This window comes from Providencia sp. PROV040, from assembly GCF_032706145.1.
Classification (GTDB): Bacteria; Pseudomonadota; Gammaproteobacteria; order Enterobacterales; family Enterobacteriaceae; genus Providencia; species Providencia hangzhouensis.
The window spans coordinates 807,060-832,013 of sequence record NZ_CP120530.1 but is presented as its reverse complement, the minus strand read 5'-3'; the positions used below and the strand labels follow the sequence as shown (position 1 = coordinate 832,013).

General features: G+C 40.4%; 17 protein-coding genes and 1 pseudogene. 10 read left to right on the top strand and 8 right to left on the bottom strand.

Features of this window, described 5'->3' with window-relative positions:
- Positions 1-26 precede the first annotated feature (26 nt).
- The 3 genes from P3L40_RS03570 to ggt all read left to right on the top strand — a co-directional run bounded on the left by P3L40_RS03570 (position 27) and on the right by ggt (position 3,464).
- Positions 27-638 (top strand): ACP phosphodiesterase, encoded by a 612-nt coding sequence (locus tag P3L40_RS03570; protein WP_136134853.1) that lies wholly within the window; start codon positions 27-29, stop codon positions 636-638.
- Positions 639-855: 217 nt separating this feature from the next.
- On the top strand, positions 856-1,458 hold the full coding sequence (locus P3L40_RS03565; RefSeq protein WP_004905550.1) for a peroxiredoxin C: 603 nt from the start codon (positions 856-858) through the stop codon (positions 1,456-1,458).
- 239 nt (positions 1,459-1,697) lie between these two features.
- Positions 1,698-3,464, top strand: coding sequence for a gamma-glutamyltransferase (gene ggt / locus P3L40_RS03560; RefSeq protein ID WP_004905560.1), 1,767 nt, complete (start codon positions 1,698-1,700; stop codon positions 3,462-3,464).
- Positions 3,465-3,521: 57 nt separating this feature from the next.
- Here the strand turns inward: ggt and brnQ are convergent, their stop codons facing one another.
- The 3 genes from brnQ to phoB form a co-directional block, all read right to left on the bottom strand.
- The gene (gene brnQ, locus P3L40_RS03555) at positions 3,522-4,847 is read right to left on the bottom strand and encodes a branched-chain amino acid transport system II carrier protein (RefSeq protein ID WP_004914636.1); all 1,326 of its coding nucleotides are present in this window, start codon (positions 4,845-4,847) and stop codon (positions 3,522-3,524) included.
- Positions 4,848-5,337: 490 nt separating this feature from the next.
- Positions 5,338-6,648: a phosphate regulon sensor histidine kinase PhoR gene (phoR, locus tag P3L40_RS03550; protein WP_004905567.1), complete on the bottom strand. Its 1,311-nt coding sequence runs from the start codon at positions 6,646-6,648 to the stop codon at positions 5,338-5,340.
- Between the two features lie 23 nt (positions 6,649-6,671).
- Positions 6,672-7,361 carry a phosphate regulon transcriptional regulator PhoB gene (gene phoB / locus P3L40_RS03545; RefSeq protein ID WP_036958559.1) on the bottom strand — a complete coding sequence of 230 codons (690 nt, stop codon included), beginning with the start codon at positions 7,359-7,361 and terminating at the stop codon, positions 6,672-6,674.
- Between the two features lie 250 nt (positions 7,362-7,611).
- Between phoB and sbcD the strand changes: the two genes are divergently transcribed.
- Both sbcD and P3L40_RS03535 read left to right on the top strand, forming a co-directional pair.
- Complete coding sequence (sbcD, locus tag P3L40_RS03540) at positions 7,612-8,826, top strand: exonuclease subunit SbcD (protein ID WP_136134854.1); 1,215 nt, start codon at positions 7,612-7,614, stop codon at positions 8,824-8,826.
- Position 8,827: 1 nt separating this feature from the next.
- Entirely contained in the window at positions 8,828-12,511 is a 3,684-nt protein-coding gene (locus tag P3L40_RS03535) for an AAA family ATPase (protein ID WP_210852720.1), read from the top strand.
- Positions 12,512-12,556: 45 nt separating this feature from the next.
- Here the strand turns inward: P3L40_RS03535 and P3L40_RS03530 are convergent, their stop codons facing one another.
- Both P3L40_RS03530 and P3L40_RS03525 read right to left on the bottom strand, forming a co-directional pair.
- Positions 12,557-13,840 carry a cystathionine gamma-synthase family protein gene (locus tag P3L40_RS03530; protein WP_196731748.1) on the bottom strand — a complete coding sequence of 428 codons (1,284 nt, stop codon included), beginning with the start codon at positions 13,838-13,840 and terminating at the stop codon, positions 12,557-12,559.
- A gap of 48 nt (positions 13,841-13,888) precedes the next feature.
- The gene (locus tag P3L40_RS03525) at positions 13,889-14,923 is read right to left on the bottom strand and encodes an isopenicillin N synthase family dioxygenase (protein ID WP_196731749.1); all 1,035 of its coding nucleotides are present in this window, start codon (positions 14,921-14,923) and stop codon (positions 13,889-13,891) included.
- A gap of 240 nt (positions 14,924-15,163) precedes the next feature.
- Here P3L40_RS03525 and P3L40_RS03520 point away from each other — a divergent pair, with 240 nt between their 5' ends.
- On the top strand, positions 15,164-16,024 hold the full coding sequence (locus P3L40_RS03520; protein ID WP_172766810.1) for a MetQ/NlpA family ABC transporter substrate-binding protein: 861 nt from the start codon (positions 15,164-15,166) through the stop codon (positions 16,022-16,024).
- Between the two features lie 353 nt (positions 16,025-16,377).
- The gene (locus P3L40_RS03515; RefSeq protein ID WP_004905586.1) at positions 16,378-16,977 is read left to right on the top strand and encodes a nitroreductase family protein; all 600 of its coding nucleotides are present in this window, start codon (positions 16,378-16,380) and stop codon (positions 16,975-16,977) included.
- Positions 16,978-17,361: 384 nt separating this feature from the next.
- On the opposite strand, the pseudogene P3L40_RS03510 reads toward P3L40_RS03515, so the two are convergent.
- Positions 17,362-18,505: pseudogene (locus P3L40_RS03510) on the bottom strand (IS3 family transposase).
- A 129-nt stretch (positions 18,506-18,634) separates the two neighbouring features.
- Here P3L40_RS03510 and P3L40_RS03505 point away from each other — a divergent pair.
- On the top strand, positions 18,635-18,934 hold the full coding sequence (locus P3L40_RS03505) for a type 1 fimbrial protein (RefSeq protein ID WP_094961944.1): 300 nt from the start codon (positions 18,635-18,637) through the stop codon (positions 18,932-18,934).
- 166 nt (positions 18,935-19,100) lie between these two features.
- On the opposite strand, the gene P3L40_RS03500 is transcribed toward P3L40_RS03505, so the two are convergent.
- Together P3L40_RS03500 and mak are read right to left on the bottom strand one after the other, a co-directional pair.
- Positions 19,101-21,050, bottom strand: coding sequence for a bifunctional 2',3'-cyclic-nucleotide 2'-phosphodiesterase/3'-nucleotidase (locus P3L40_RS03500; protein ID WP_004905590.1), 1,950 nt, complete (start codon positions 21,048-21,050; stop codon positions 19,101-19,103).
- A gap of 798 nt (positions 21,051-21,848) precedes the next feature.
- On the bottom strand, positions 21,849-22,754 hold the full coding sequence (gene mak / locus P3L40_RS03495) for a fructokinase (protein ID WP_196731750.1): 906 nt from the start codon (positions 22,752-22,754) through the stop codon (positions 21,849-21,851).
- Positions 22,755-22,957: 203 nt separating this feature from the next.
- Between mak and rdgC the strand changes: the two genes are divergently transcribed.
- Both rdgC and P3L40_RS03485 read left to right on the top strand, forming a co-directional pair.
- Positions 22,958-23,863 (top strand): recombination-associated protein RdgC, encoded by a 906-nt coding sequence (rdgC, locus tag P3L40_RS03490; protein WP_004905595.1) that lies wholly within the window; start codon positions 22,958-22,960, stop codon positions 23,861-23,863.
- A gap of 236 nt (positions 23,864-24,099) precedes the next feature.
- Positions 24,100-24,615 carry a GNAT family N-acetyltransferase gene (locus P3L40_RS03485; RefSeq protein WP_004905596.1) on the top strand — a complete coding sequence of 172 codons (516 nt, stop codon included), beginning with the start codon at positions 24,100-24,102 and terminating at the stop codon, positions 24,613-24,615.
- Positions 24,616-24,954 lie beyond the last annotated feature (339 nt).

Sequence of the window (24,954 nt, the reverse complement as noted above, 5' to 3'; positions counted from 1 at the left end):
AAAGGCATCGGGTATATCATAGGAGGATGAATTACCTAGCGCACCTCCACCTGGCCCACCTCGCTGACAGCTCCTTGCTCGGCAACATCATGGCTGACTACGTGCGTGGCAATCCTACGGGTCTTTACTCCCCCGAGATTGTTGCGGGTATTTTTATGCACAGAGCTGTGGACAGAACCACGGATACCCACCCTTTAGTCAAAGAAGCTAAGTTGTTGTTTCGTGATGAATATCGCCGTGTTGCGCCCATAACCTTGGATTTAGTCTGGGATCATTTTTTGTCGCTGCACTGGTCGACTATTGAGCCATCAATATCGCTAGCGGGCTTTGTACGCGACTGCCGAACAATAATTGAGCCACAACTTTGTCATACTCCTGAAAAATTTCAGGAGTTAAATGAATTCCTTTGGCCTCAGCAGTGGCTGATACGCTATGCGGATAAAAATTATATTGGTAAATCACTGAATGGTATGGCGAGAAGGCGCCCCAAGCTTGGAGCGCTAAGTGGTTCATTTAACGACTTTTTATTTCAGTATGATGCGTTAGAAAATATTTTCTTTCAATTTTATCCAGAAATGATGGCTAATGCGCTGCAACATTTTTTTGTACAAAATGTCACAATTAACACAAAGGAATAAATTAAAGCTTGCACTTTAATGGAATAAAACTATCTTATTGATATTAATTTAATAAACCAGTATGATTGATAGCCAAAACCTATCACAATAATCGGTTTAAATGTCTTTATTATCAAAAGATATTTTTCTATTCTTTTGGCAGTCTATGTCCACACTATTTATCAGTGATTAAATAGACAGGACAAAAAACTTTAATTCAAACTCATAGGAGTAAATTATGGTTCTGGTAACACGTCAAGCCCCTGACTTTACTGCTGCAGCTGTTTTAGGTAATGGTGAAATCGTTGATAACTTCAACCTGAAAACCCACCTGAACGGCCGTCCAGCTGTGATCTTTTTCTGGCCAATGGACTTTACTTTCGTTTGTCCTTCAGAGCTGATCGCATTCGACCACCGCTACGAAGAATTCAAAAAACGTGGCGTAGAAGTTGTAGGTGTTTCTTTTGACTCTGAGTTTGTTCATAACGCATGGCGTAAAACACCAGTAGATAACGGCGGTATTGGTGAAGTTAAATACCCAATGGTTGCTGATATCAAACGCGAAATCATCAAAGCTTACGGTATTGAACACCCAGATGCAGGCGTTGCACTGCGTGGTTCTTTCCTCGTTGACAAAAACGGCGTTGTCCGTCACCAAGTCGTTAATGACCTGCCATTAGGCCGTAACATTGACGAAATGTTGCGTATGGTTGACGCACTGCAATTCCACGAAGAGCACGGTGATGTTTGCCCAGCTCAGTGGGAAAAAGGCCAAGAAGGTATGAATGCTTCTCCAAAAGGCGTTGCTGACTACCTGACTAAAAACTCTGCAAAACTGTAATTCGTTACGCGAGTTTTAGAAAAGCGGGCATCAAGCCCGCTTTTTACTTTTTGTGAACCAAGTCTATCTTTTCGCTTCCTACTAGCAATTATTCCACTCAGTTAACAATTCTTAACTCAAATACTCAATGTTTTGTATTATTGTGTGCTATACATTAAAAACACAAATAATTAACAAATTATTCATATTGAATATTTGTGCTATAGGACACCTCACCTAACCTTAACTGGGAGATACGAATGATAAAAACATCATTACGCCCTGCGGTTCTACTTCTTTCCTTACTTGTTTCCAGTCAACTATATGCCGCCTCCGAACCTGCGGTTGAAGCGAAAAAAGGCATGGTCGTTTCTTCCCAACATTTAGCATCACAAATTGGGGCTGATATTCTAAAATCAGGCGGTAATGCCATTGATGCAGCTGTTGCGGTAGGGTATGCACAAGCCGTGGTTAACCCTTGCTGCGGTAATATTGGCGGCGGCGGCTTTATGACTATTCACCTAGCCGATGGGAAAGACTTATTCATTAACTTTCGAGAAACTGCCCCTGCTGCCGCTAGCGCAGATATGTATTTAGATAAAGACGGTAAATTGATTAAAGATGCCAGCCTCTATGGCTATCTTGCGTCAGGTGTACCCGGTACCGTTAAAGGCCTAGACTATGCCTTAGAAAAATACGGGACAATGAGCCGCCAACAGGTGATGGCTCCTGCCATAAAATTAGCCAGAGAAGGCTTTACTCTAACCCGTGCAGATACCGATGTTCTCGACACCACGACAGAACGTTTTAAACAAGACCCTGAAGTGGCTCGTATCTTCTTAAAGCCTGATGGTAGTGCCTTCCAACCGGGAGACTTACTAGTCCAAACAGATTTAGCCAATACCTTAGAAAAAATTGCCCAGAATGGCCCATCCGCTTTTTATGAAGGTGAAATCCCCAAAATTGTTGAAGAAGCATCGAAAAAAAATGGTGGTATCTTAACAGCAAAAGATTTTGCGGATTTTACAATTACAGATACAGCGCCTGTCAGTTGTACCTATAGAGGGTATCAATTTATCTCTGCTCCACCACCTAGTTCAGGCGGGGTAACTATCTGCCAAACGCTTAATATCTTAGAAGGGTATGACCTCAAGGAAATGGGCTTTAACTCTGCGGACTATATTCATACTCTTACAGAAGCAATGCGCCATGCCTACATGGATAGAAACACCTTCCTTGGTGACCCTGAATTTGTCGATAATCCAACCGAAAAATTACTCAGTAAAGCTTATGCAGAAGAGTTACGCAAAGAAATCAAACCCAACCAAGCAACGCCATCAACCCAAGTTCAACCGGGAATAGGGCCACACGAAAAACCAGAGACAACACATTACTCTGTAGTAGATGAAAAAGGAAATGCGGTTTCAACGACTTATACGATTAATGGCCGATTCGGTTCTGTTGTTATCCCTCCGGGGACAGGGTTCTTCTTAAACGATGAAATGGATGATTTCACCACGAAAGTCGGCGAGAAGAATTTATATGGCTTAGTACAAGGAGAACGCAACGCTATTGCACCGGGTAAACGCCCATTATCATCCATGAGCCCGACTATCGTGACGAAAAATGGCAAGGTATTTTTAGTTCTCGGTTCACCGGGAGGCTCACGGATTATTTCAATTACGCTGCAAACCGCTTTAAATATTATCGACCATGGTATGCCGCCACAAGAAGCCGTTAATGCACCGCGTATTCACCACCAGTGGCTCCCTGATGAGGTTTATTATGAGCAAAGAGGGGTTTCTAAAGACACCTTAGCGCTCCTCGATAAAATGGGTTACCAGATGGTTGAACAAACGCCATGGGGAGCTGCCGAGTTGATTATGGTCGCGATCCCTGAAGGCGCTGGTGTTAGTGCCAAATCTTCGGGTAATGATTCCGCTGTTTCAGGAAAAGTACGCGAAGGCTTTATCTATGGCTCGAATGACGTAAGGCGCCCGGCAGGCAGTGCTGTCGGTGTTGATTAATGGCCCAATAAAATAGAAAAAGGAGCTATTTAGCTCCTTTTTTGTAATTTCAATTAATTACACTTGTTTATGCTGTGCAGCAGGTGACACAAACTTATCGCATAAAATTGCCACGACCATCACAACAACAGTTGGTAATACCCAGACTAAATCTTGCTTATACAGTGGCATTGCAGTCATCCATTCAGGAATATAACCTTTCAGATGATCTGACGCTTTTACGGCGCCAATTAGACCGACCACAAAGCTGACTAACATTGTCGGCGCAATCACTATCGTTGGGTTTTTCCACCACTTCAATGTAAAGCTTAATAAAATTAAGACAATACAAGGTGGATAAATTGAAACTAGCACGGGTAATGAGAAGGCGATTAACTTACTCAAACCTAAGTTTGAGATCACCATGGAGAACACACCTAGGATCAATACCAGTTTACGGTAAGAAATCGGTACATACCGGCTGAAGAACTCTGCACAAGCACAAGTTAAGCCGACGGCAGTTACCATACAAGCAACAAATATTAATACCGCGAGGAAGAAGCTACCGTAATTACCAAAAGTATATTGGACATAGGTATGTAAAATGTCAGCGCCATCAGCAGGGTTTGGAATTAACGAACCACTATTCTCACCAAGCTTAAACAATGACAAATAGACCAGCGTCAATAATACCCCTGCAATTAACCCTGCCCACATAGTATAACGAGTTAATAATGAAGAGTTTTCGATACCCCTTGAACGCGCCGCATTAACAATAACGATACCAAATACCATCGCACCGAGGGTATCCATTGTCAGATAACCATTGATAAAGCCGTTCGAGAAAGCCATCTCACGATATTCTATTGTTGACGGAATCGGGTCACCCGCAGGCCACATGACAGCCGCAATACCCAAAATAGCCAAAGCTAGCATTTTTACAGGCGCTAAAATGTGCCCAACGCTATCGAGCAGTTTTCCTGGGTATAATGAAATACCAATAACTAGAACGAAGTAAACCACGCTGTAGATCAGTAATAGCATATCGGACTCACCACCGAATAATGGTGCGATACCGACTTTATAAGATACAGTTGCCGTTCTTGGCGTTGCGAATAGAGGCCCTACCGACAAATAAGCAACAACCGCCAATAGTAGCCCTGCAGTTTTGCCGACAGGCGTACTGAGCGCTTCAATACCCCCACCCACTTTAGCCAGCGCAATAACCGTCAAAACAGGTAAACCCACACCAGTAACCAAAAACCCTAGTGCCGCAGTCCAAACTTGTTCCCCTGCCTGCAAACCAACCATAGGGGGAAAGATAATGTTTCCTGCCCCGACGAATAACGCAAAAGTCATAAAGCCTAATGCGATGATATCTCTTGATGATAAACGATGAGCCATATTATGTTATTTTTAAGTGACAAAATAGAAAATTATGGGTTTACACTTAGCAACCCTTTGAAATATATATAGCGAGATAGAATTCTGATAAACATACTGTTAACAATATAAAAAAGTATATTTGCTTGTATCACACGAAATGAAAAGTCAAAAAACAGAAAAATTCGCCAATAACTGACAACAAGTAGAACTTTTATAGGGCAAAAAGGCAATAGCAAACCTAAAAACAAGAATAAATAACTAAACTAATTTTCAGAACTAGTGATTACTTTCAGTAAAATCCCAATACTCGTTATATGATTTGTTCGAAAAATGAACAGCTCATCTTTTTCTAGTGATTATAATTGATTATTTAACAGAATATATAATTAACGTGACGACAATTATCAGCATTAAATATATGAATATTGAATTGAATACCTATATGGACTGGTGAATAGAAATAATCCACTTTATTAATATTTTGAACATATTAATAAAGTGGAATTATTTACCCATTTTTAAGTTTTTTATCATCAACAATTAGTACTGTTGGTAACGTAAATGAAAACTCACTCCCTTTACCTAACTGGCTCGTCACCACCAACTGACTACTATGATGTTGTAATGCATGTTTAACAATAGCTAACCCAAGGCCAGTACCTCCACCGCCTTGGCGGGAACGTGCTTTATCTACTCGATAAAAACGTTCGGTTAAACGAGGGATATGCTCTGCGGGTATCCCTTGCCCGTTATCTCTCACACTAAAACGCGCCCCTTGCCCGCTTCTCTGCCAATCAACCCAAATTTTGGTGCCTTCAGGCGTATGGCTGATCGCGTTATAGACTAAGTTCGCCACTGCACTACGTAATTGCTCTTCATTACCATGAACACGCAATTTTTCATCGACATGAAATTCAAATTGATGACGCCCTTGGCTTAAACTAAGCGCTTCTTGCTCAATCATTTTGAGAATGACAGGGATATTCACTTGCTCATCAAGGTTAATTTGAGGGGCAATTTCGATGCGTGATAGCTGCAAAAGCTGCTTAACTAAGTTATCCATGCGGTGCGTTTGCTCTTGCATAACATGCAGTGCTTTTTTATTGACCGCAGTCACGTTTTCTTGGTCATCCATAACCTCTAGGTAACCTTGAATGACAGTGAGGGGAGTCCGTAATTCATGGCTCACATTCGCAAAAAAGTCCCTACGCGCCTTTTCCAAACGACGTTTTTCTGTCACATCTCGCGCAACCATCAATAACTGCCCTTCGGTATATGGCAAGATACGAAACTCAACGATTTCACCACTATTGAGCTCGATAGTCAGCGCTTGGTCATAACGTTTGATGGTGAAATAACGGCTAAAATCAGGATAACGTAATAAATTAAAAATATGTTGACCATTATCTTCAGGCCAACGAAAGCCGAGTAAAGCCTGCGCATGGCGATTACACCAGAAGATATTCCCTTCGGTTGTCATCATTACCACTGCATCAGGTAGTGATTCTGCACCACTACGAAACCGTTTAATTAACTGGCCTAATTCACGGCGGCGTTTTCGATTACGTTGCTGCATCTGGTAGATACCATAAAAAATGGGTTCCCACCCACCTCGCCCTTCAGGGGGCAACATACTTTTATCTAGCCATAACCAGTAAGAAAGCTTGAGCAGGTTATACCCATGCCATATCAGTGCAGCAAGTAGCGATATCACTAATAGCCACGCTAGGTGGCCAATAAAAACCGATAAAATAAGGGCGGGTAAGATAAATAAAAACAGCCCCCAAATCAGCTGCTTAATCGATAAACGTTCAAGCACGCATGCCTCTCCCTTTGTGGGTTTTAATAACGGATAGAAAAACGATAACCTGTACCACGTACAGTTTGTACCATTTTATCATGACCTTCCGTCTCTAGTGCCTTTCTTAACCGCCGAATATGCACGTCAACGGTTCTATCCTCAACATACACATTGGCTCCCCAGACATAATTTAGTAGCTGTTCTCTACTATATACGCGTTCAGGGTGAGTCATGAAAAAATGTAGTAATTTATATTCAGTTGGCCCCATATCAATAGGGATGTCATTGCTGGTCACACGATGAGAGGTAGGGTCTAATGTTAACCCATTCATTTCAATAATATCTTCCGTCGCCATTGGTGAAATACGACGTAAAATTGCCTTTACCCGAGCAATTAATTCCTTCGGTGAAAATGGCTTGATAAGATAGTCATCCGCGCCAACTTCCAAACCTTTTACGCGGTCTTCTTCTTCTCCTCGTGCAGTTAACATCATGACAGGAACGTCACGTGTTGCGCTATCACGCTTCATATGCTTAATTACTTGAATACCGGAGCCCCCTGGGATCATCCAGTCCAGTAGGACGAGGTCGGGTAGCGGGTCAACGAGTTGTGCAATCGCACTGTCATAATCATCAGCTTCAATAGGCTGAAAACCATTCTGTTCTAATACAAAACAAACCATTTCTCGGATGGGCGCTTCATCTTCAACAACTAGAATGCGTCTTGCCATGATTGTTCCTGTAAAATTAAGAAGACATTTAAAATGTGAAAGCATTATGCGTCACTTTTATGACAGAATTATGAATATCAATGGGTAAAACGCATATTAATCTTTATTTTAACGGTTAAATGTCATTTAAGTGAAATATTTCCGCAACATGGTAATAAAGTCACAAACACCCCTCACCCATTATATGGATCAGGTATACTCTCATTATCGAACGTTCATGCTCATTATTGATGATAGGAATTGATAACTCATGCGCATTATTCATACCTCAGACTGGCACCTTGGTCAGTATTTTTTTACCAAAAGCCGTGCGCCTGAGCACCAACATTTCTTAAATTGGCTAGTTGAGCAAGTAGAACTACACCATGTTGATGCCGTCATCGTTGCAGGTGATATATTTGATACAGGTTCACCACCGAGCTATGCACGTGAGCTGTACAACAAATTTATTGTCGACTTACAAAAAACAGGTTGCCAACTGGTTATTTTAAGCGGTAATCACGACTCTGTTTCTGTACTCAATGAGTCAAGTGCTCTACTTCGTTACTTGAATACACAAGTCATTACATCTGGAAGTGAGCCGCATGTTATTACATTAGTGAATAAACAAGCGCAACCTATCGGCTTAGTTTGTGCCATTCCTTTTTTACGTCCTCGGGATATTCAACTGAGTATCGCAGGGCAAGATATTGAAGAGAAACAACGCTCACTACAAAGCGCTATTCATGATCATTACCAAGCCAGCTACCAACTCGCACTAGAACAACGAGCCGCTTTAGGGTTGGATATCCCAATTATTGCAACTGGCCATTTAACCGTTGTCGGCGCAGCCTTAACTGACTCTGTGAGAGACATTTATATTGGTACGTTAGATGCATTTCCTTCTGGGGCCTTTCCCCCTGCTGACTATATTGCCCTTGGCCATATTCATCGCCCCCAAGTGATTGGAGGACAAGAAAATATTCGCTACTGCGGTTCACCTATTGCATTAAGTTTTGACGAAACAGCGCAACAAAAAAGTGTCTGCCTTATTGAATTCACTGGAAGTGAATTAACTCAAATTACCCCCTTGGAAATCCCCATTATTCAGCCATTACAAAGCATTAAAGGATCCTTAAGCCAAATAGAACAGCAATTAGAGATATGGAAAGATTACCAAGGTGATAAACCGGTTTGGCTTGATATTGAAGTCGCTTCACAAGATTACCTCGCTGATATCCAACAACGTATTGAAGCGTTGACACAAGACCTCCCTGTCGAAATCGTGATACTACGCCGCACACGCAAGCAAATACAGGGACAAAACCAAACCTTGGCCAATGAAACATTGAGTGAACTCACCGTAGAAGACGTTTTTTTACGTCGCCTTGCCCAAGAGTCATTAGAAGATCCTGAGCGTGAACAGCGCCTAGTGCAGTTATTTCAACAATCTTATGACGCATTACAAATGAGCAAGGAAAGTTAATATGAAGATTTTAAGTTTACGTTTAAAAAATATTAACTCCCTTAGAGGTGAATGGAAAATTGATTTCACTGAAGAGCCATTTGCTAGCAATGGGCTATTTGCCATTACAGGTGCCACAGGTGCAGGGAAAACCACTTTATTGGATGCAATTTGCCTCGCGCTTTATCACCGAACACCGCGTTTAAAAACCATTTCTAACGCACAAAATGAACTGATGACTCGCCACACTGGGGAATGCCTTGCGGAGGTGGAGTTTGAGGTCAAAGGCAAAGCTTATCGTGCCTTTTGGAGCCAAAGACGAGCAGGAGGAAAACCTGACGGCAATTTACAACAGCCTAAGGCGGAACTTGCAACGGTTACTGATGGGAAAATATTGACCGTAAAAATTACAGAGATAAAGGAATTAGTAGCGCAAATAACTGGGCTTGATTATGAGCGTTTTACCAAATCAATTTTACTCTCTCAAGGTGATTTCGCTGCTTTTTTAAATGCTTCAGAGAAAGAGCGCGCTGATTTACTTGAAGAAATTACAGGCACAGAAATTTATAGCCAAATTTCAATTTATGTTTTTAATCAACACAAGCAAGCTAAAATTGACTTAGATTTGCTAAAAGCGAAAGCGCAAAGCATTAATTTACTCACTGAAGCAGAACATCAAGAGTTATTGGCACAACAAAACCATTTACTTGAACAAGAGACTCAAACCAAGCAACAGCGGGCTCGCCACCAACAAGGGGTTAATTGGTGGCAACAATATCACCAACTCACCCAGCGCATGCAATCACTTGATGATGAGCTTAAAAAAAACGAGCTTGAGTTCCAAGCCGCTCAGCCTCAGTTGAAACGGTTAGCGGACAGCGCTCCGGCAGAATCCCTTCGTCCGTTGTGGCAGGAAGTTGAACGCCTGCAACTACAACTCACTGAATACACGAATAAACAACAACGTTTGCAACTTAGCTTGCAAACTCAGCAAGCTGAACGAGACCCACTGCAAGAGAAGTTGTTGAAATCACAATCCGAGTATCAACAACACCTTGATTTTGCCAAACAACAACATCAATTGATTGATGAAACTGTCAGGCCTCTGGATAACCAAATTGCACAATTGAAACAGCAACAGTCTGAAATTACGCAGCAAATTGAACAACAACACACAACTCTTCAGCAAAAACAACACTTAGTTAATGAGACACAGAGTCAGATCCAAAATGCTCACATTGAGTTAAAGAAACACAACCTATTCCTAGAAGCGCACCCAAAAGACGCTGAACTGAGTTCCCAAATAGGTAGTTGGCAACAACAAGGTCATTTTATTTTCGAATTAGCCGACAAACTGGCAAGTTTACACAATAAACAACAAATACTTTCAAATGGCGTCGCACAGTTACAACGGCAACAACAGCTGCAAACTGAAAAATTAGCCCAAAAACGTCTCGAGTTAGAGCGCAGCACCGTCGCATTCAAAAAACAAGAAGAAACCCACAAACAAAATCAAGAAAAACATAATGTTAACACCATCAATCAACACATTGAACAGCTACAAGCTCGATTACAGCATGCCAAGTTATTACCCCTAATATTATCTCAATGCCTTAATACTCAAACACAAAAACAGAAAGAAATTCAAAAAGATGCTGAATTAGCACAAAGTATCACTGCAACGCAAAAAGAGTTGAGCATTGCCCTGACACGTATTAATGAGTTAGCCCCACGCGTCAAACTAACCAATGATAAATTACAATTAGAACAAAAAATTGTCAGCCTAGAGCATGAGCGCCAGCAACTCATAGCAGGTAACCCCTGCCCATTATGTGGTGCAACAGAGCACCCTGCAGTTAACGATTATCAATCAATCCATCTCAGTGAAACGCAGCAACAACTCATTGAACTAACAGATAAACTCGACCAATTAAAACAGCAACAAGCTCAGTTAGAATCACAACTTCACACACAAAAACAACGTCAGAACGAAAACTTACAGCAACAACAGCAAACCAATGAACAATTCGATGCTTTTAACCAACAGTGGCAAAAGACATGTGAGCAAGCACTCACTCCTGAGTTAGCCCAAAATGAGCAAGCCGTCACCCTCTTAGTTAATCAATTAACGGATCAATTAGCTACGCAACAGAGAATAGTGGCGGATATGGCGGCTCTAGAACGTGAATATCAGCAAGCCAAACATCATTTACATGAACAACAAGCTAGCTTTACACAGCTGCAATCAGAACTGTTATTAGTCGAAGAGCGTTTAAAAAACCAAACGCAACAACTTGATGAGCTCCAAAAAGAACATAATCAGCTCCAACAGCGTAAACAGATACAAATAGAGCAATGGCAATCCACCCTAAATCCATTTAACTTAAGCGCGCCAGATAAAGATAAGTTTGATGAATGGTTTCGCGAAGTTACTCAGCGAAGTGAGCGCTTTAATAACCAAAAAATGGCGGCGCAAACACTTAGCCAACAAATTGAAGTCAATACTGCCACATTAAAAGTTGAGTCAGCACAACTCCGTATTCTCACTCAACAAATTGAACAAGAAAGAAATCGTCTTAAACAAATTGAGTTAGATTTAGAGCAAAAAATAGCGCAACGGAAAGCACTGCTTTCTGGTTTAGCTATCAGCCAATTCATTCAGAAATTGAATGATAAACAAACCATGCTTTTCCAAACTCAGGAACAATTAAGTAAACAACTCAATGAGATTGATAAAGCTATCGCCTCAATGAATGGAAGCTATCAAGAGCTCATTGACGCCAGTGAAAAAACAAAACTGGCACAAAAACAAGCTAATATTCTGTTCACTCAATCACTTACAGATAGCCCATTTAGCCATCAACAAGCCTTTCTTGATGCGTTAATAAGCCACGAAGAAAAGCAACAATTAGAAGAGCTAAAACAGCGCATAAACCAAGCTCGTATTCAGTGTGAAACACGTTATAAAGAGGGGCTACAGGCGATTGAAGCACTGAATCAACAACGCATTGCTGATTTTTCGGCGCTTACTGAAACACAATTACAAACAGTAGTCACTCAACTTGATGAAGAAATTAAGCAAATAAACCAAAAGCAAGGCCAGATAATTAACCAACTCAGTGCAGATAAGCAACTGCGCCATCAGCAACAAGATTTACTGCAAGAAATAGAGAAAAGCCAATTAAGTTATGACGATTGGAGCTATCTCAGTTTACTTATCGGCTCCGCTGAAGGGGATAAATTCCGACGTTATGCACAAGGCCTAACTTTGGATTGTTTAGTTTCTTTAGCCAATCAACAACTTGAAAAACTTCATGGTCGTTATTTATTACAGCGTAGCCACCAAGCAAACCTTGAGTTACAAGTTATTGATGGCTGGCAAGCAGATAGCATTAGAGATATTAAAACGCTTTCTGGCGGGGAAAGCTTTTTAGTGAGTTTAGCATTGGCCCTAGCGCTATCCGATATGGTGAGCCACCGTACACAATTGGAATCGCTCTTTTTAGACGAAGGTTTTGGGACTTTAGATGCAGAAACGTTAGATATTGCCCTAGATGCATTAGAAAGTTTGAATGCATCCGGCAAAACTATTGGCGTGATTAGCCATGTGGAAGCAATGAAAGAGCGCATCCCCGTACAAATTGCAGTGAAAAAAGGCAATGGACTTGGTTTTAGCGAACTTCCCGCACAATACCGCATCAGTTAACGCAATTTTGTGATTATTCAGGGTGGGAAAGCCCCACCCTGATGATTAAATCGCCTCTAATGCTAGTTCCAATGCATATTTAAGGTCATTCACATTTTCAATACCAATTGATAAGCGCACTAAATTATCACTAATACCAATATGTTCCCGGACCTTTTGAGCAACACCTGAATGGGTTGTGGACGCCGGATGGCTGGCGAGCGACTCAGTCCCTCCTAGGCTAACTGCTAATTTAAAGATAGCTAAGTTGTCTAGAAAACGAAATGCATCCGCTTCATTACTCCCCACATTGATAGAGAAGGTTGAGCCTGCACCAGTGCATTGTTTTTGATAAACTTGATGTTCCACACTCCCTTCCGGAAAAAAAGCAGGAAAATGCACTTTGCTGACTTTAGGGTGCTGATGGAGATATTCAACCAATATTTTTGCACTCTCATTTGCCCTTTCCATACGTAACTGTAATGTTTCTAATGACCGCCCTAACATCCAGCTAGAATGGGGGTCAAGCTGTGTACCGATGGCATTACGTTGCGCCTTCACTTTCTTGACTAACTCCTGACTTCCAACCACAGCACCCGCAACTAGGTCTGAATGCCCTCCCACATATTTAGTTAGTGAGTACACACTTAAGTCTGCGCCTAATGACAACGGCTTTTGAAATACAGGCCCTAGCAACGTATTATCGCAAATGACTAATGGAATTTGTCCATTTTGGTTCGTCGATATCTGCTTTGCCACTTGGCTAATTAATTCAATATCAACAAGTGTATTCAATGGATTAGACGGCGTTTCAATATAGATAGCCGCGACTTTTTTACCTTTTTCGATACGTTTAGCAACGTCTAAAATAGATTCTTGCTCATAACCATTTTGAAAAGGAACCGAAGTTATTCCAAAACGGGCTAACGTGTTTAAAAATAAGGTTTCAGTTCCACCATAAAGTGGCTGAGAATGGAGTAACACATCACCCGGTTGCAATACTGCCATTAAGCACGTTGTAATTGCCGACATACCAGAAGAAAATAGCGCTGCGCTTTCTGCCCCCTCATACAGGGCGAGTCTGTCTTCGACAATCTCACTATTTGGGTGGTTAAAACGTGAATACACCAATCCTTGTTTATGGTTTTCGCTCGTTTGTGTGCGCCCACTAACTAAGTTAAAAAAATCTTTCCCTTCCTGAGCGGTTTTAAATACAAATGTGGATGTCAGAAAAACAGGTGGCTTAATTGACCCTTCTGAAAGCTTAGGTTCATAGCCATAACTCATCATTAAGGTTTCTGGAGATAATTCTTTACCTTGTAAGTCCTTTTTATAACTCTGTTCTGACATTTTTAGCTCCAATATGGTTTATCATCATATCTCTAACGACTCGACTGCTCAGATAATATTATTATTACTTATTATTTGCTCATATTCCTTAGGATAAAAGCGACGTGTGACCGTTAAATGGGAGCGCAAGCGCCCTTTAATGACATTTTTTCCGAGGCTGGTAAATAATGGGTTCAATGGATCGCTATCAGGCCCTAACGCTTGTTGCGCTAAATAATGGGGTAAATTTAATAATGGGACTTCTTCTGCAAAAATATTTGGCGTAATAAAATAAGCAATGGAATAACGAGAATGACTATTTTTACGCCTAACAACTTGATGAACATTCGCACGTAAATAGCCATTAGTGGCTAATTCAAATACTTCTCCAATATTTACCACAAATGCATTTTCCAAAGGTTCAACATCTATCCAGCCTGCATCTGTTTCAACTTGTAGGCCTCCACTATTGTCCTGCCATAATAAGGTTAAAATCCCCGCATCTTTATGTGCGCCAACGCCTTGCTCTCCTTCATTATTATTTTCTCTTGCCGGGTAATGAATAAGTTTTAATAAATGTTGTGCCGGCTCGGCAATAATTTTATCAAAACTATTTTCAGGTAATTCTAGTGCAACTAAAAACGCTTTAATTAATTTTACTGCAATGGTTCGCATTTCACTTTGCCACGCAAGTGCCTGAGATTTAAGTTCAGGTAAAGATTGCGGCCATTGGTTTGGCCCGTGTAAATTAAACCAGATAGGGTCATCTTGATTAAGTTGCAATGCAGGTAATTCTTCACCAATATCAATCTGTTCACGGTAATCTGGCTGGCTACGAGTGCTCTCTTCCGTGGATGCTGTATACCCACGAAAATGCTTTGAGTGCTCCATCGAAATGCTTTCTTTTTCGCTTTGAGGTAAGGCAAAAAATTGTTTAGTTGTGGCTAATAGTTCCTCACGTGTACCAACAGGAATATTGTGCCCAACGAGATAAAAAAAACCAATTTCTCTAGCAATAAACCGTAATTTTTTGTAGAAATTCTCTCGTGTTTCAGGGTTTTCGAGTTCTTGTAAATCAATAATAGGTAATTGTGTTATAGACATATTAATCGACCTTCTAAAATATTTATTTAAATAATGAATAAAATTCAAGATATATTTATCACTCGATTAAATACCACATCTGATATTACTAAAAATAATTTTAAACTATATCGATATAACTTTTTGTAACAGTTCACATCTTATATAACTGAAAATAAGAAATACGAAAAAAATATTATTTATAAAGCGTTATTTTTATTTGGTTAGATACCGAGAACAAAACCAATTAGAGATCATCAAATGAAAAAACTACCTGCAGTGTTATTGTCCTTGTCGTTATCAGCCTTAGTGGCTTGCTCCCAAGAAGAAGACACCAATGAAATTACAGCACCACAAAAAGCAACTTCACAAAAAATTATTATTGGCAGCCACGGTAGTGATGCGGATATATGGAAATTTATTGCCCAATCACCGGAAGCTAAACAAGCCAACCTCGATATTGATGTCAAAATTATTGACGATGGAATAACACTCAACGTCGCTACCATTGACGGAGATGTTGATGTTAATGCATTTCAATCTTGGGGGTTTTTAAAAGATTTTAATAAAAATCATAATAACCAATTAACGGCGATCTCAACCACCTACTTTGAGCCAATGGGCATATATTCGGTAAAACATAAAAAATTAGCTGATTTACCTAAGCAATCTATCGTTGCCATTCCCAATGATGCCGCCAACCATATACGTGCACTTAAATTACTTGAAAAGTCGGGGTTAATTGCATTAAAACCTAATTTTAACCAAGCCACAGGGTCTACTAATGATATTGTCTCGAACCCTAAGGACTTAGTTTTTAGGCAAATAAAATATGCTCATGGCCCAAGAGCATTGCCTGATGTTGATATTGCAGTCATAGGTAATACCGCTGCACAAGAAGGCGGGTTAAACGTTTTAACTGACTCGTTATTTAGGGAAGAGAATGATGAGACTATTATTAATAATATCAATTTATTAGTTGTTAAAACAGATAACAAGGATAACCCTAAATTTGCCAAATTAGCAGAACTGTACCACACTGAAGCGGTAAGAAAGTACATCATTGATAATTTTGGTGGAACTAAAATCGAAATAACCAAAAATGTTAGTGAACTCAATTAAGTAAAACTAGTTATCATTCTTGCCTAGCAGGATTACGCCTCTTGCTAGGCTCTTTGATGACCCATCTATTCTCTCTTTTTCTATGCTCAATTATTTTATATGTATATTATTCATTTGTGCCTATTAATGTCATCTCCCATCATAAAACCTCACCAGAAACATATTTAATGCATTGATTTTAAACAAATTAAAAGCAAAGCTTAACTTAGTGCAAAAATTTGAACCTTATCGTTAAATTTTTTTTCTATGATTTTTCATTCGCCAAGTTATAGTGATAACCATTGAAACACACTACGGCTTCTAAGATTTATTCAATAAAATGCCGTGCGCTAATGAAAAGCTAGGAGACTAAAATGTCTAACGCATTTATCGAAATGATTAAAAATCGTCGTACTATTTATAACCTCGGCGATGCTTTACCAGTATCAGAAGAACACGTCACGAAACTAATTAAAGAAGCAGTTAAACATTCACCATCATCATTTAACTCGCAAACGTCTCGTGTGGTAATTTTATTTGGTGCTGAACACAAAAAATTGTGGAATATGACTAAAGAAGCACTGCGTAAAATTGTTCCTGAGCAAGCCTTCGCTTCAACAGAACAAAAAATTGATAGCTTTGCTGCAGGGGCTGGTTCTATTCTGTTTTTTGAAGACGAAAACATCGTAAAAGGTTTACAAGAACAATTCCCTTTATATGCGGATAATTTCCCAATTTGGTCTGAACAAGCCAGTGGTATCGCACAATTTGCAGTCTGGACAGCATTATCACAAGAAAATATCGGTGCATCTTTGCAACATTACAATCCACTGATTGATAATGACGTTCAAACAACATGGAATGTACCAGCTAACTGGATATTACGCGCTCAAATGGTATTTGGTTCGATTAATGCACCCGCTGGTGATAAAGACTTTATGGACGACGATGTTCGTTTCAAAGTTTTCAAATAAACTAGAATACTAAGAATTTAAATAATCCTCTCGTAATATATTTACGAGAGGATTTTATTTATTTGATATAATCAAGGTGAATAATTCAATGTCATCACCAATGATGATCATAGTTTTAACTTATAACTTATTCTAAATTAATCCGCACCCTCAATAAAACATATTTATTCAAAATAGTTTATCGAAATAAAAAGAAATATTTACAATTATACTATTATTATTACACTCGTGTTACCGTCTGACTATTAATTGAACATGCGAAATTTGACAACTACATAAGTTGATATTTATCAATTCATTAGCCAATCACCCTACTAAACTCTAAGTATATTTTCATTTTTAGTTTTGCATTATAGATATTTGAACTGAATCGCCACGGATAATCTAGACACTTCCGAGCCGTTGATAATACTGGTTTTCATATTCTGTCGGTGACATCTGATCGCTAGAACCATGCCGACGCTTACTGTTATAAAACATTTCGATGTAATCAAAAATATCGCTGCGGGCTTCTTCCCGCGTTCCGTAGAGCTTTTTCTTTATCCGTTCGCGTTTCAACAACTGGAAAAAGCTTTCTGCAACCGCATTATCATGGCAGTTACCGCGACGGCTCATGCTGCCCTCCAGGCCGTGTGATTTCAGGAACGACTGCCACTCATGGCTTGTGTATTGACTGCCCTGATCCGAATGAACCAGCACCTGTTTTTGGGGATTACGCCGCCATACAGCCATCAGCAGTGCGTTCAGGACAATGTCCTTTGTCATCCGGGATTGCATGGACCAGCCGATAATTTTGCGTGAGAACAGATCAACAACCACGGCAAGATACAGCCAGCCTTCGTGGGTCCTGATGTAGGTTATGTCCGTTACCCAACGCTCATCCGGAGCATCCGGATTGAACTGTCGCTGGAGCCTGTTGGGCGACACGATACTGGCTTCGCCTTTACGTCTCGGGCTCCGGTATCCAACCTGAGCCTTTATCCCGACACGTTTCATCAGTCGCCAGACTCTGTTCACTCCGCACTGTTGCCCGCTGTCCCGCAGATCCAGATGGATTTTGCGATAACCATAGATGCATCCCGATTCCAGCCAGAACTGTTTAATCTGTCCTGTAAGTCTTAGGTCTGCCTGATGGCGTTGTGAATGCGGCTGCTGAAGCCAGGCGTAAAAAAACAGGGATGAACATCCAGCACCCGACAGAGCAGGCGAACAGGCCAGCAACAGGTGTTGTCACGGATAAAGGCGTACCTCAGTCGGACAGCTTTGCGAAGTACGCCGCGGCTTTTTTTAATATGTCCCGTTCGTCGGTAACCCGCTTCAGCTCTTTCTGGAGACGGCGGATCTCGGCCTGAGCATCTGACTGTTCTTTATTAGTGGAAGAATCCGGACCGTACTTCTTTATCCAGGCGTAAAGGCTGTGGGTGGTGATATCGAGACGTGTTGCAACGCTGGCAACAGAATAACCGCGATCAACAACCTGTTTGACTGCTTCAATTTTAAACTCTTCGGGATAACGCTTACCGCTCATGGGCACCTCTCTTTAAGCCATCTTAAATGACTCTGAGGTGTCTGTTAAACCCGTGGCGATTCAAACTACACTAAAAGTGAGAGCACAAAAACACGTTCCATCGTGTAAGTGTTATTAAGGGGGTGGACTATGAAAGGTTTATCTTTACTAACATCTGTTGTTGCTATAATCATTTCAAGTTGTTCTTTCACCTATGCAAGTAATAATTCATCAGGAGGTACAATTACATTTACAGGTTATATCTATGAGCCACAATGTTCAGTTAAGGTTGAACATAAAGAGCGAGTGAATATTACGTGTTACCGAAAAGGTAAAGATGTTTCAATAACTGGTTCTTTAAAAAATGGCCAAAAGGTAGAATCTGAATATGTGAAAGTTGAGTATGATAAACACACTAAGTTACCTATGTTAAATGTCTTTTATGAGTAGCTCCATAATGGTTACCTTAATCATAACTGCTCGGAATATTTAATGTAAAAATTGTCTTAATATTCCGAGCACTATTTTCCCCTCTAAAAAGTACCTCTTAAACACATTATTTAGCCACTAAAAAGCCCACCCGTAGGTAGGCTTGAATGATATCAATGTGTTCAGATTACTTCTCGGTTAAATCTATTTGATAAATAGCGAAACCAATATCATCAGTACCGACTTGTTTCATCGGATACTGCGCATTCTCTTTGATGAATTTTGCTGCTTTTTCACTTGGTGCAGTTTCAAAGCGAATATCCAGTTTTTTGTCTGTTTTAATTGGAGTGAATGACCAATTATTAGCCGCTTTAGTCGCAATTTGTCCTTTATCTTTAGACTCTTTAGCAATATAAGCCGCTAAAATAGAACGGTTTTCATCCGGTGATGCAAATGCAACATTATTATCACCTGTTCCAGCAAATTTACCGCCGTAGCCACGGTAGTTATTCGTTGCCACTAAGAAAGTTGCTTTTGGATCAATCGGTTTACCTTGGTAGGTTACGTTTTTGATTCGGTTAGCATCTTTGTTGACTGTTTGGCAATCAACATCGTATTTCGCTGGCTGAGTCAGGTCGATTTGGTAATTTACACCACTAATTGTATCGAAATTATAAGTTCTGAAACCATTCCAATTCAATAAGCTTTGTGGTGCTGTTGATTGTGGGTTGATTTGATTGAACATCCCGGCTGAACATTCTAACCACTCGACGACATCCGCACCTGTGGCTTTAACTACAACTAATGTATTTGGATATAAATATAAGTCAGCAGCATTACGGAAAGTTAAATCACCTTTTTCGACTTCAATAAATTCAGTCGGTGAATTTTTACGTCCACCCGCTTTAAATGGCGCTGCGGCTGCAAGAACTGGTAAATCTGCGAGGTCAGGATCACCTTGAATAAAGTTTTTGGTGTAATCGATTTGAGCATCATTCACGATTTGTACAGTTGGGTCGCTTTGAACCAATGCTAAGTAGCTGTACATATTTTCGGATGCTTTACCGATATGTTTTCCGACAAACTTACGAGTATCTTGGTGTTCTTGTTCAATAATTTTTGCTAGGTCGCCATCGCGCTCAACCAAGGCTTTCTTATTTGGTTTGTCATAGACAGGACGTGCATGAGCGGTTGCATCAACCACTTTCCACGCGCCATCATCATTATTGACCACTAAATCAACCACACCTAAATGATCACCCCACTGTCCTGGCATAACCGCAGGTACACCATTAACTGTTCCTTTTGCAATATCAACACCTTTGATATCGCTGAAATCTTTGCTAGGGAACACGCCGTGTGAGTGGCCAAACATGATAGCGTCGATACCTGGGACTTCACTGAGGTAATAAACTGAGTTTTCAGCCATTGCTTTATATGGCTCTTGAGAAAAACCAGAGTGAGGAATAGCAACAACTAAATCCGCACCTTCTTTTTTCATTTGTGGTACAAATTTTTTCGCAGTTTCAGTAATGTCATTAACTAAAACTTTGCCTTCTAAATTTGGTTTATCCCAAATAAGAATTTGTGGGGGAACAAAACCAATGTAACCAATCTTGATAGTGTGCGTTTTACCGTCTCTATCTTTAACCGGTGTATCTACAATAATGTATGGGTTAAAGTAGTTTTTACCCGTTTTCGCATCAATAATATTAGCGTTAATGTATGGGAATTTTGCGCCATCAATAGCTTTATGTAAGAATTCTAATCCAAAGTTAAACTCATGGTTACCGAAGTTACCTACGGTGTAACCCATAGTATTTAAAAGTTTATGTGCAGGGTGAGATTCACCGTCTTTTAAACCTTCACCTACTATATAGTCTGCTAATGGGCTACCTTGGATTAAATCTCCGTTGTCCACTAATACTGAGTTTGTCGCTTCTTGTTTAGCGGCTTTAATTAATGTCGCGGTACGAACGTAACCAAATTGCTCTGTCGGCTTGTCTCTATAATAGTCAAAATCAATGAGGTTGCTGTGAACATCCGATGTTTCCATTACGCGTAAATCAACTGTTGCTGCGTTCGCATTAAATGCGACTAACATAGCAAGTGTTGAAAGTTTTAATACTTTATTCATGTAATCCCCTTAGTTGCCATTATTGAGAGAAAATTGCCTCTCAAATCTGAGTACCTACCCTGTAAAATTGAACAAATAAACAACAAAGTTAGCGTTAAAATTTTACACTATGTGCATGACGTCAATTTTTAATGATAATACACTGCAAACAGTAACCATTTTTTGTGACTAAATCACGATTTTCATCTTTTTATTGGGCTTGATTTTTATATAGCTCACAAAAATGAATTAATGATGACAAATTCACCTTAATTAACTCAACTTATTCCATTGAGGAGTTGTGAATATTTTTCGTAGGAAAAAAAGAACTGTGATTTATATCACTGAGTATTAAAGAAACTTATTTATCTTAAATTTCTGTGCTTTATTTAGCCAAGAAAGCATATTTATTTTTACTTATCCTTTTTATTCTATAAATATATCCATCAAATTTTTTTTAAATTAATCTAAATTTAATTTAAGAAATAAAAGATGATTATTTAATCATTAGTTTTATACATATTTTTCATTTGATTAGAAATTAAGTATTTTTCCTAAAGAACTTTCATTTGATTAGAAATTAAGTATTTTTTCTAAATAATTCGAGTTGTGGCAAGGCGGCAAAAGAGGGTATCTAGGGAAGCATACACAAGTATGTGACCCGAGTAGCCGAATGAAGCCAACACCGCGACCATCTCACAGGCTCTATTTTCTAACTAATTTACGTTGTCGCTAGGCGGCAAAAGAGGGTATCTCGGGGAGCATACACAAGTATGTGACCCGAGTAACCGAATGAAGCCAACACCGCGACAGCGTAAATTAGGACGAAAACAACCAAGCAGCTCCGCGAACCCCACTCGAATCGCCATGCACCGCTTTACGAATTGGTGTATCACACTCCCCACCAAACACCCATTGACGGATCCTTTCAGGCAGCGCCTCATATAAGTAATCAACATTACTCATTCCGCCCCCTAGCACTATCACATCTGGGTCTAACATATTAATGGCTTGCCCGAGAGCTTTTGCGAGGCGATTAAGGTAGTTTTCGAGTGCGATGACAGCATGTTCATCCCCTATTTGTGCTAATTCAACGATTTCCATTCCCGTTTTTTTGCAACCTGACAGTTTCGTGTAGTCCGCCATAAACCCTGTACCTGAAACAAACAATTCGGTGCAGCCCGTCAGCCCGCAATAACAGCTTTCCGATACTAGAAACTGCCTATCTTGCTCATCTTGCCATGGTAAAGGGTTATGCCCCCATTCCCCTGCAACGCCATTTCCCCCCGAATGCACTTGCCCATTTATCGCAATTCCTGCACCACAACCGGTTCCGATAATAACAGCAAACACGACCTTCTCACCCGCTCCTGCACCATCAACCGATTCTGAAACAGCTAGGCAATTAGCGTCATTCGCCATTTTTACTTCACGGTTTAATAGATGACTTAAATCGGCATCAAACGGTTTACCATTAAGCCATGTGGAATTGGCATTTTTAACTTTACCAGTCACAGGAGACAAAGTTCCAGGGATCCCTACACCAACACTACCTGACAACCCAGTCGCCGTTTCTGCATCTGCCACCAAACTTGCTATCGCTTTAAGTGTCGCATCATAATCACCACGAGGTGTTGGAATACGTTTACGAAACAAAGTATTGCCACTGTCATCTAATGCAATAACTTCAATTTTGGTTCCACCAAGGTCAATACCTATTCTCATTATGATGTTCTCTACTATTTAAAGTTTTTATGTCAGGGCTTCTATAGCTATCATGGCTTGCTTTGAAGGGGATTATCAATAGCTAACTAATGAAATGATAGCAGCCCTCAACGACAGCGCATTTTTTTTCGCTTAATAACAGACAATTCGCTATCATAGCCCCCTGCTCTAACTGGCTATTTATTAACAAAGGTAGGTTTTTCATGTGGTTCAAGAATATATTGGTCTATCGCCTGAATCGGGATTTGGCACTCTCCGCAGATGATTTAGAGAAACAGCTTGCCGCCCTCGCCTATCACCCTTGTGGTAGCCAAGATATGATGCAAACTGGCTGGGTTTCCCCTATGAATGGTGGTGATGCATTGACACATGCAGCGGGTAACCAAATTCTTATCTGTGCTAAAAAAGAAGAAAAAATGCTGCCATCTCCTGTAATTAAGCAAGAATTGCAGGATAAAATCGAAAAATTGGAAGCTGACCAAGGCCGTAAGCTGAAGAAAACAGAAAAAGATTCACTAAAAGATGAAGTTGTTCACTCACTCCTTCCTCGTGCATTCAGTAAATTCAGTAAAACCTACATTTGGATTGATACAGTAAATCAATTAATTATTGTTGATGCCGCAAGTGCAAAACGCGCTGAAGACAATTTAGCCTTACTCCGCAAAAGCTTAGGTTCCTTACCTGTCGTCCCTCTGACTTTTAAAGACCCAATAGAGCTAACACTCACTGAATGGATCCGTTCGGGCTCATTACCACAAGGTTTTGCCGTCATGGATGAAGCGGAGCTAAAAGCTATCTTAGAAGAAGGTGGTATTATCCGCTGTAAGAAGCAAGAACTCATTTCTGATGAAATCGCCACCCACATTGAAGCCGGTAAACTCGTTACCAAACTGGCCTTGGATTGGGAAGAGCGTATCCAGTTCATGTTATCTGATGATGGTTCCCTGAAGCGCCTCAAATTTAGCGATACATTAAAAGACCAAAATGACGACATCGCTAAAGAAGACTACGCGCAAAAATTTGATGCTGATTACGTATTAATGACAGGTGAACTTAGTGCATTAATCGCTCGCTTGATTGATGTATTAGGTGGCGAAGCCGAGCACTAATTTGTTTCTATCCCCTCTATCGCCCTCACAATGGCAACTCACACTTAAGTAAGTTGCCATCACTTTTTAGATCCCGCTTACATAGCCACAATTAAGTCATTGACTGGTAGTGAAATCTCTGGTTGATTGATTTATATCCATATCGCAAATTTATAATATTTAATTATGTTCAACAACAATAATAAAAATAGCCCATCACTGATGATTATGGTCAATATTCTGTCGAAGGAAATGTTATGAAAGAGCTCATCGAACCTGAATTAGATGAAAATTCACTGGTTACCCTACAAAAAGTCACCGCCGATAATTTTTCTGAAATTTGCTTGCTAAGTCATACACTTAGTGAAGCACAACGTAATATGGTGGCTGACAATGCCTATTCCATGGTGGAAGCCCAGTTTTCTGATTGCGCATGGTATCGAGGCATTTACGCCGATGATGTCCCTGTCGGTTTCATCATGCTGCATTCTGGGTTAGATGATGATGAATTAGAATATAACGGTATTATGCTTTGGCGTTTTATGATTGCTGAACCCTACCAAAAGCTGGGATTCGGCCGTGAAGCCCTAGTTCAAGTCATCCATTATTTAAAAAGAAAAGGATACCCACGCCTTTATAATAGCTGTGGTGAAGGGGAAGAAAGCCCATTTGAGTTCTACAAAAAACTTGGTTTTGTACCAACAGGCGCTTATATGGATGATGAATGCGAGCTGGTCCTAGATATTACTAATTGGCAAGAACAAGAAGAGTAAGCCTATAAGTGCAGTCAACAACGCTACAGCACGAAGTATGACCAATACGCTAAATAGTTTGTGGTGTCGCAAGACGGCAAATGCGTTAGACCCTAGGGGCATACACAAGTATGTGACTAGGGCTAACGCATGAAGCCAACACCGCGACAGTGCGAAGTATGACCAATACCAATACGCTAAATAGTTTGTGCTGTCGCAAGGCGGCAAATGCGTTAGAACCTAGGAGCATACACAAGTATGTGACTAGGGCTAACGCATGAAGCCAACACCGCGACAGTGCGAAGTATGACCAATACCAATACGCTAAATAGTTTGTGCTGTCGCAAGGCGGCAAATGCG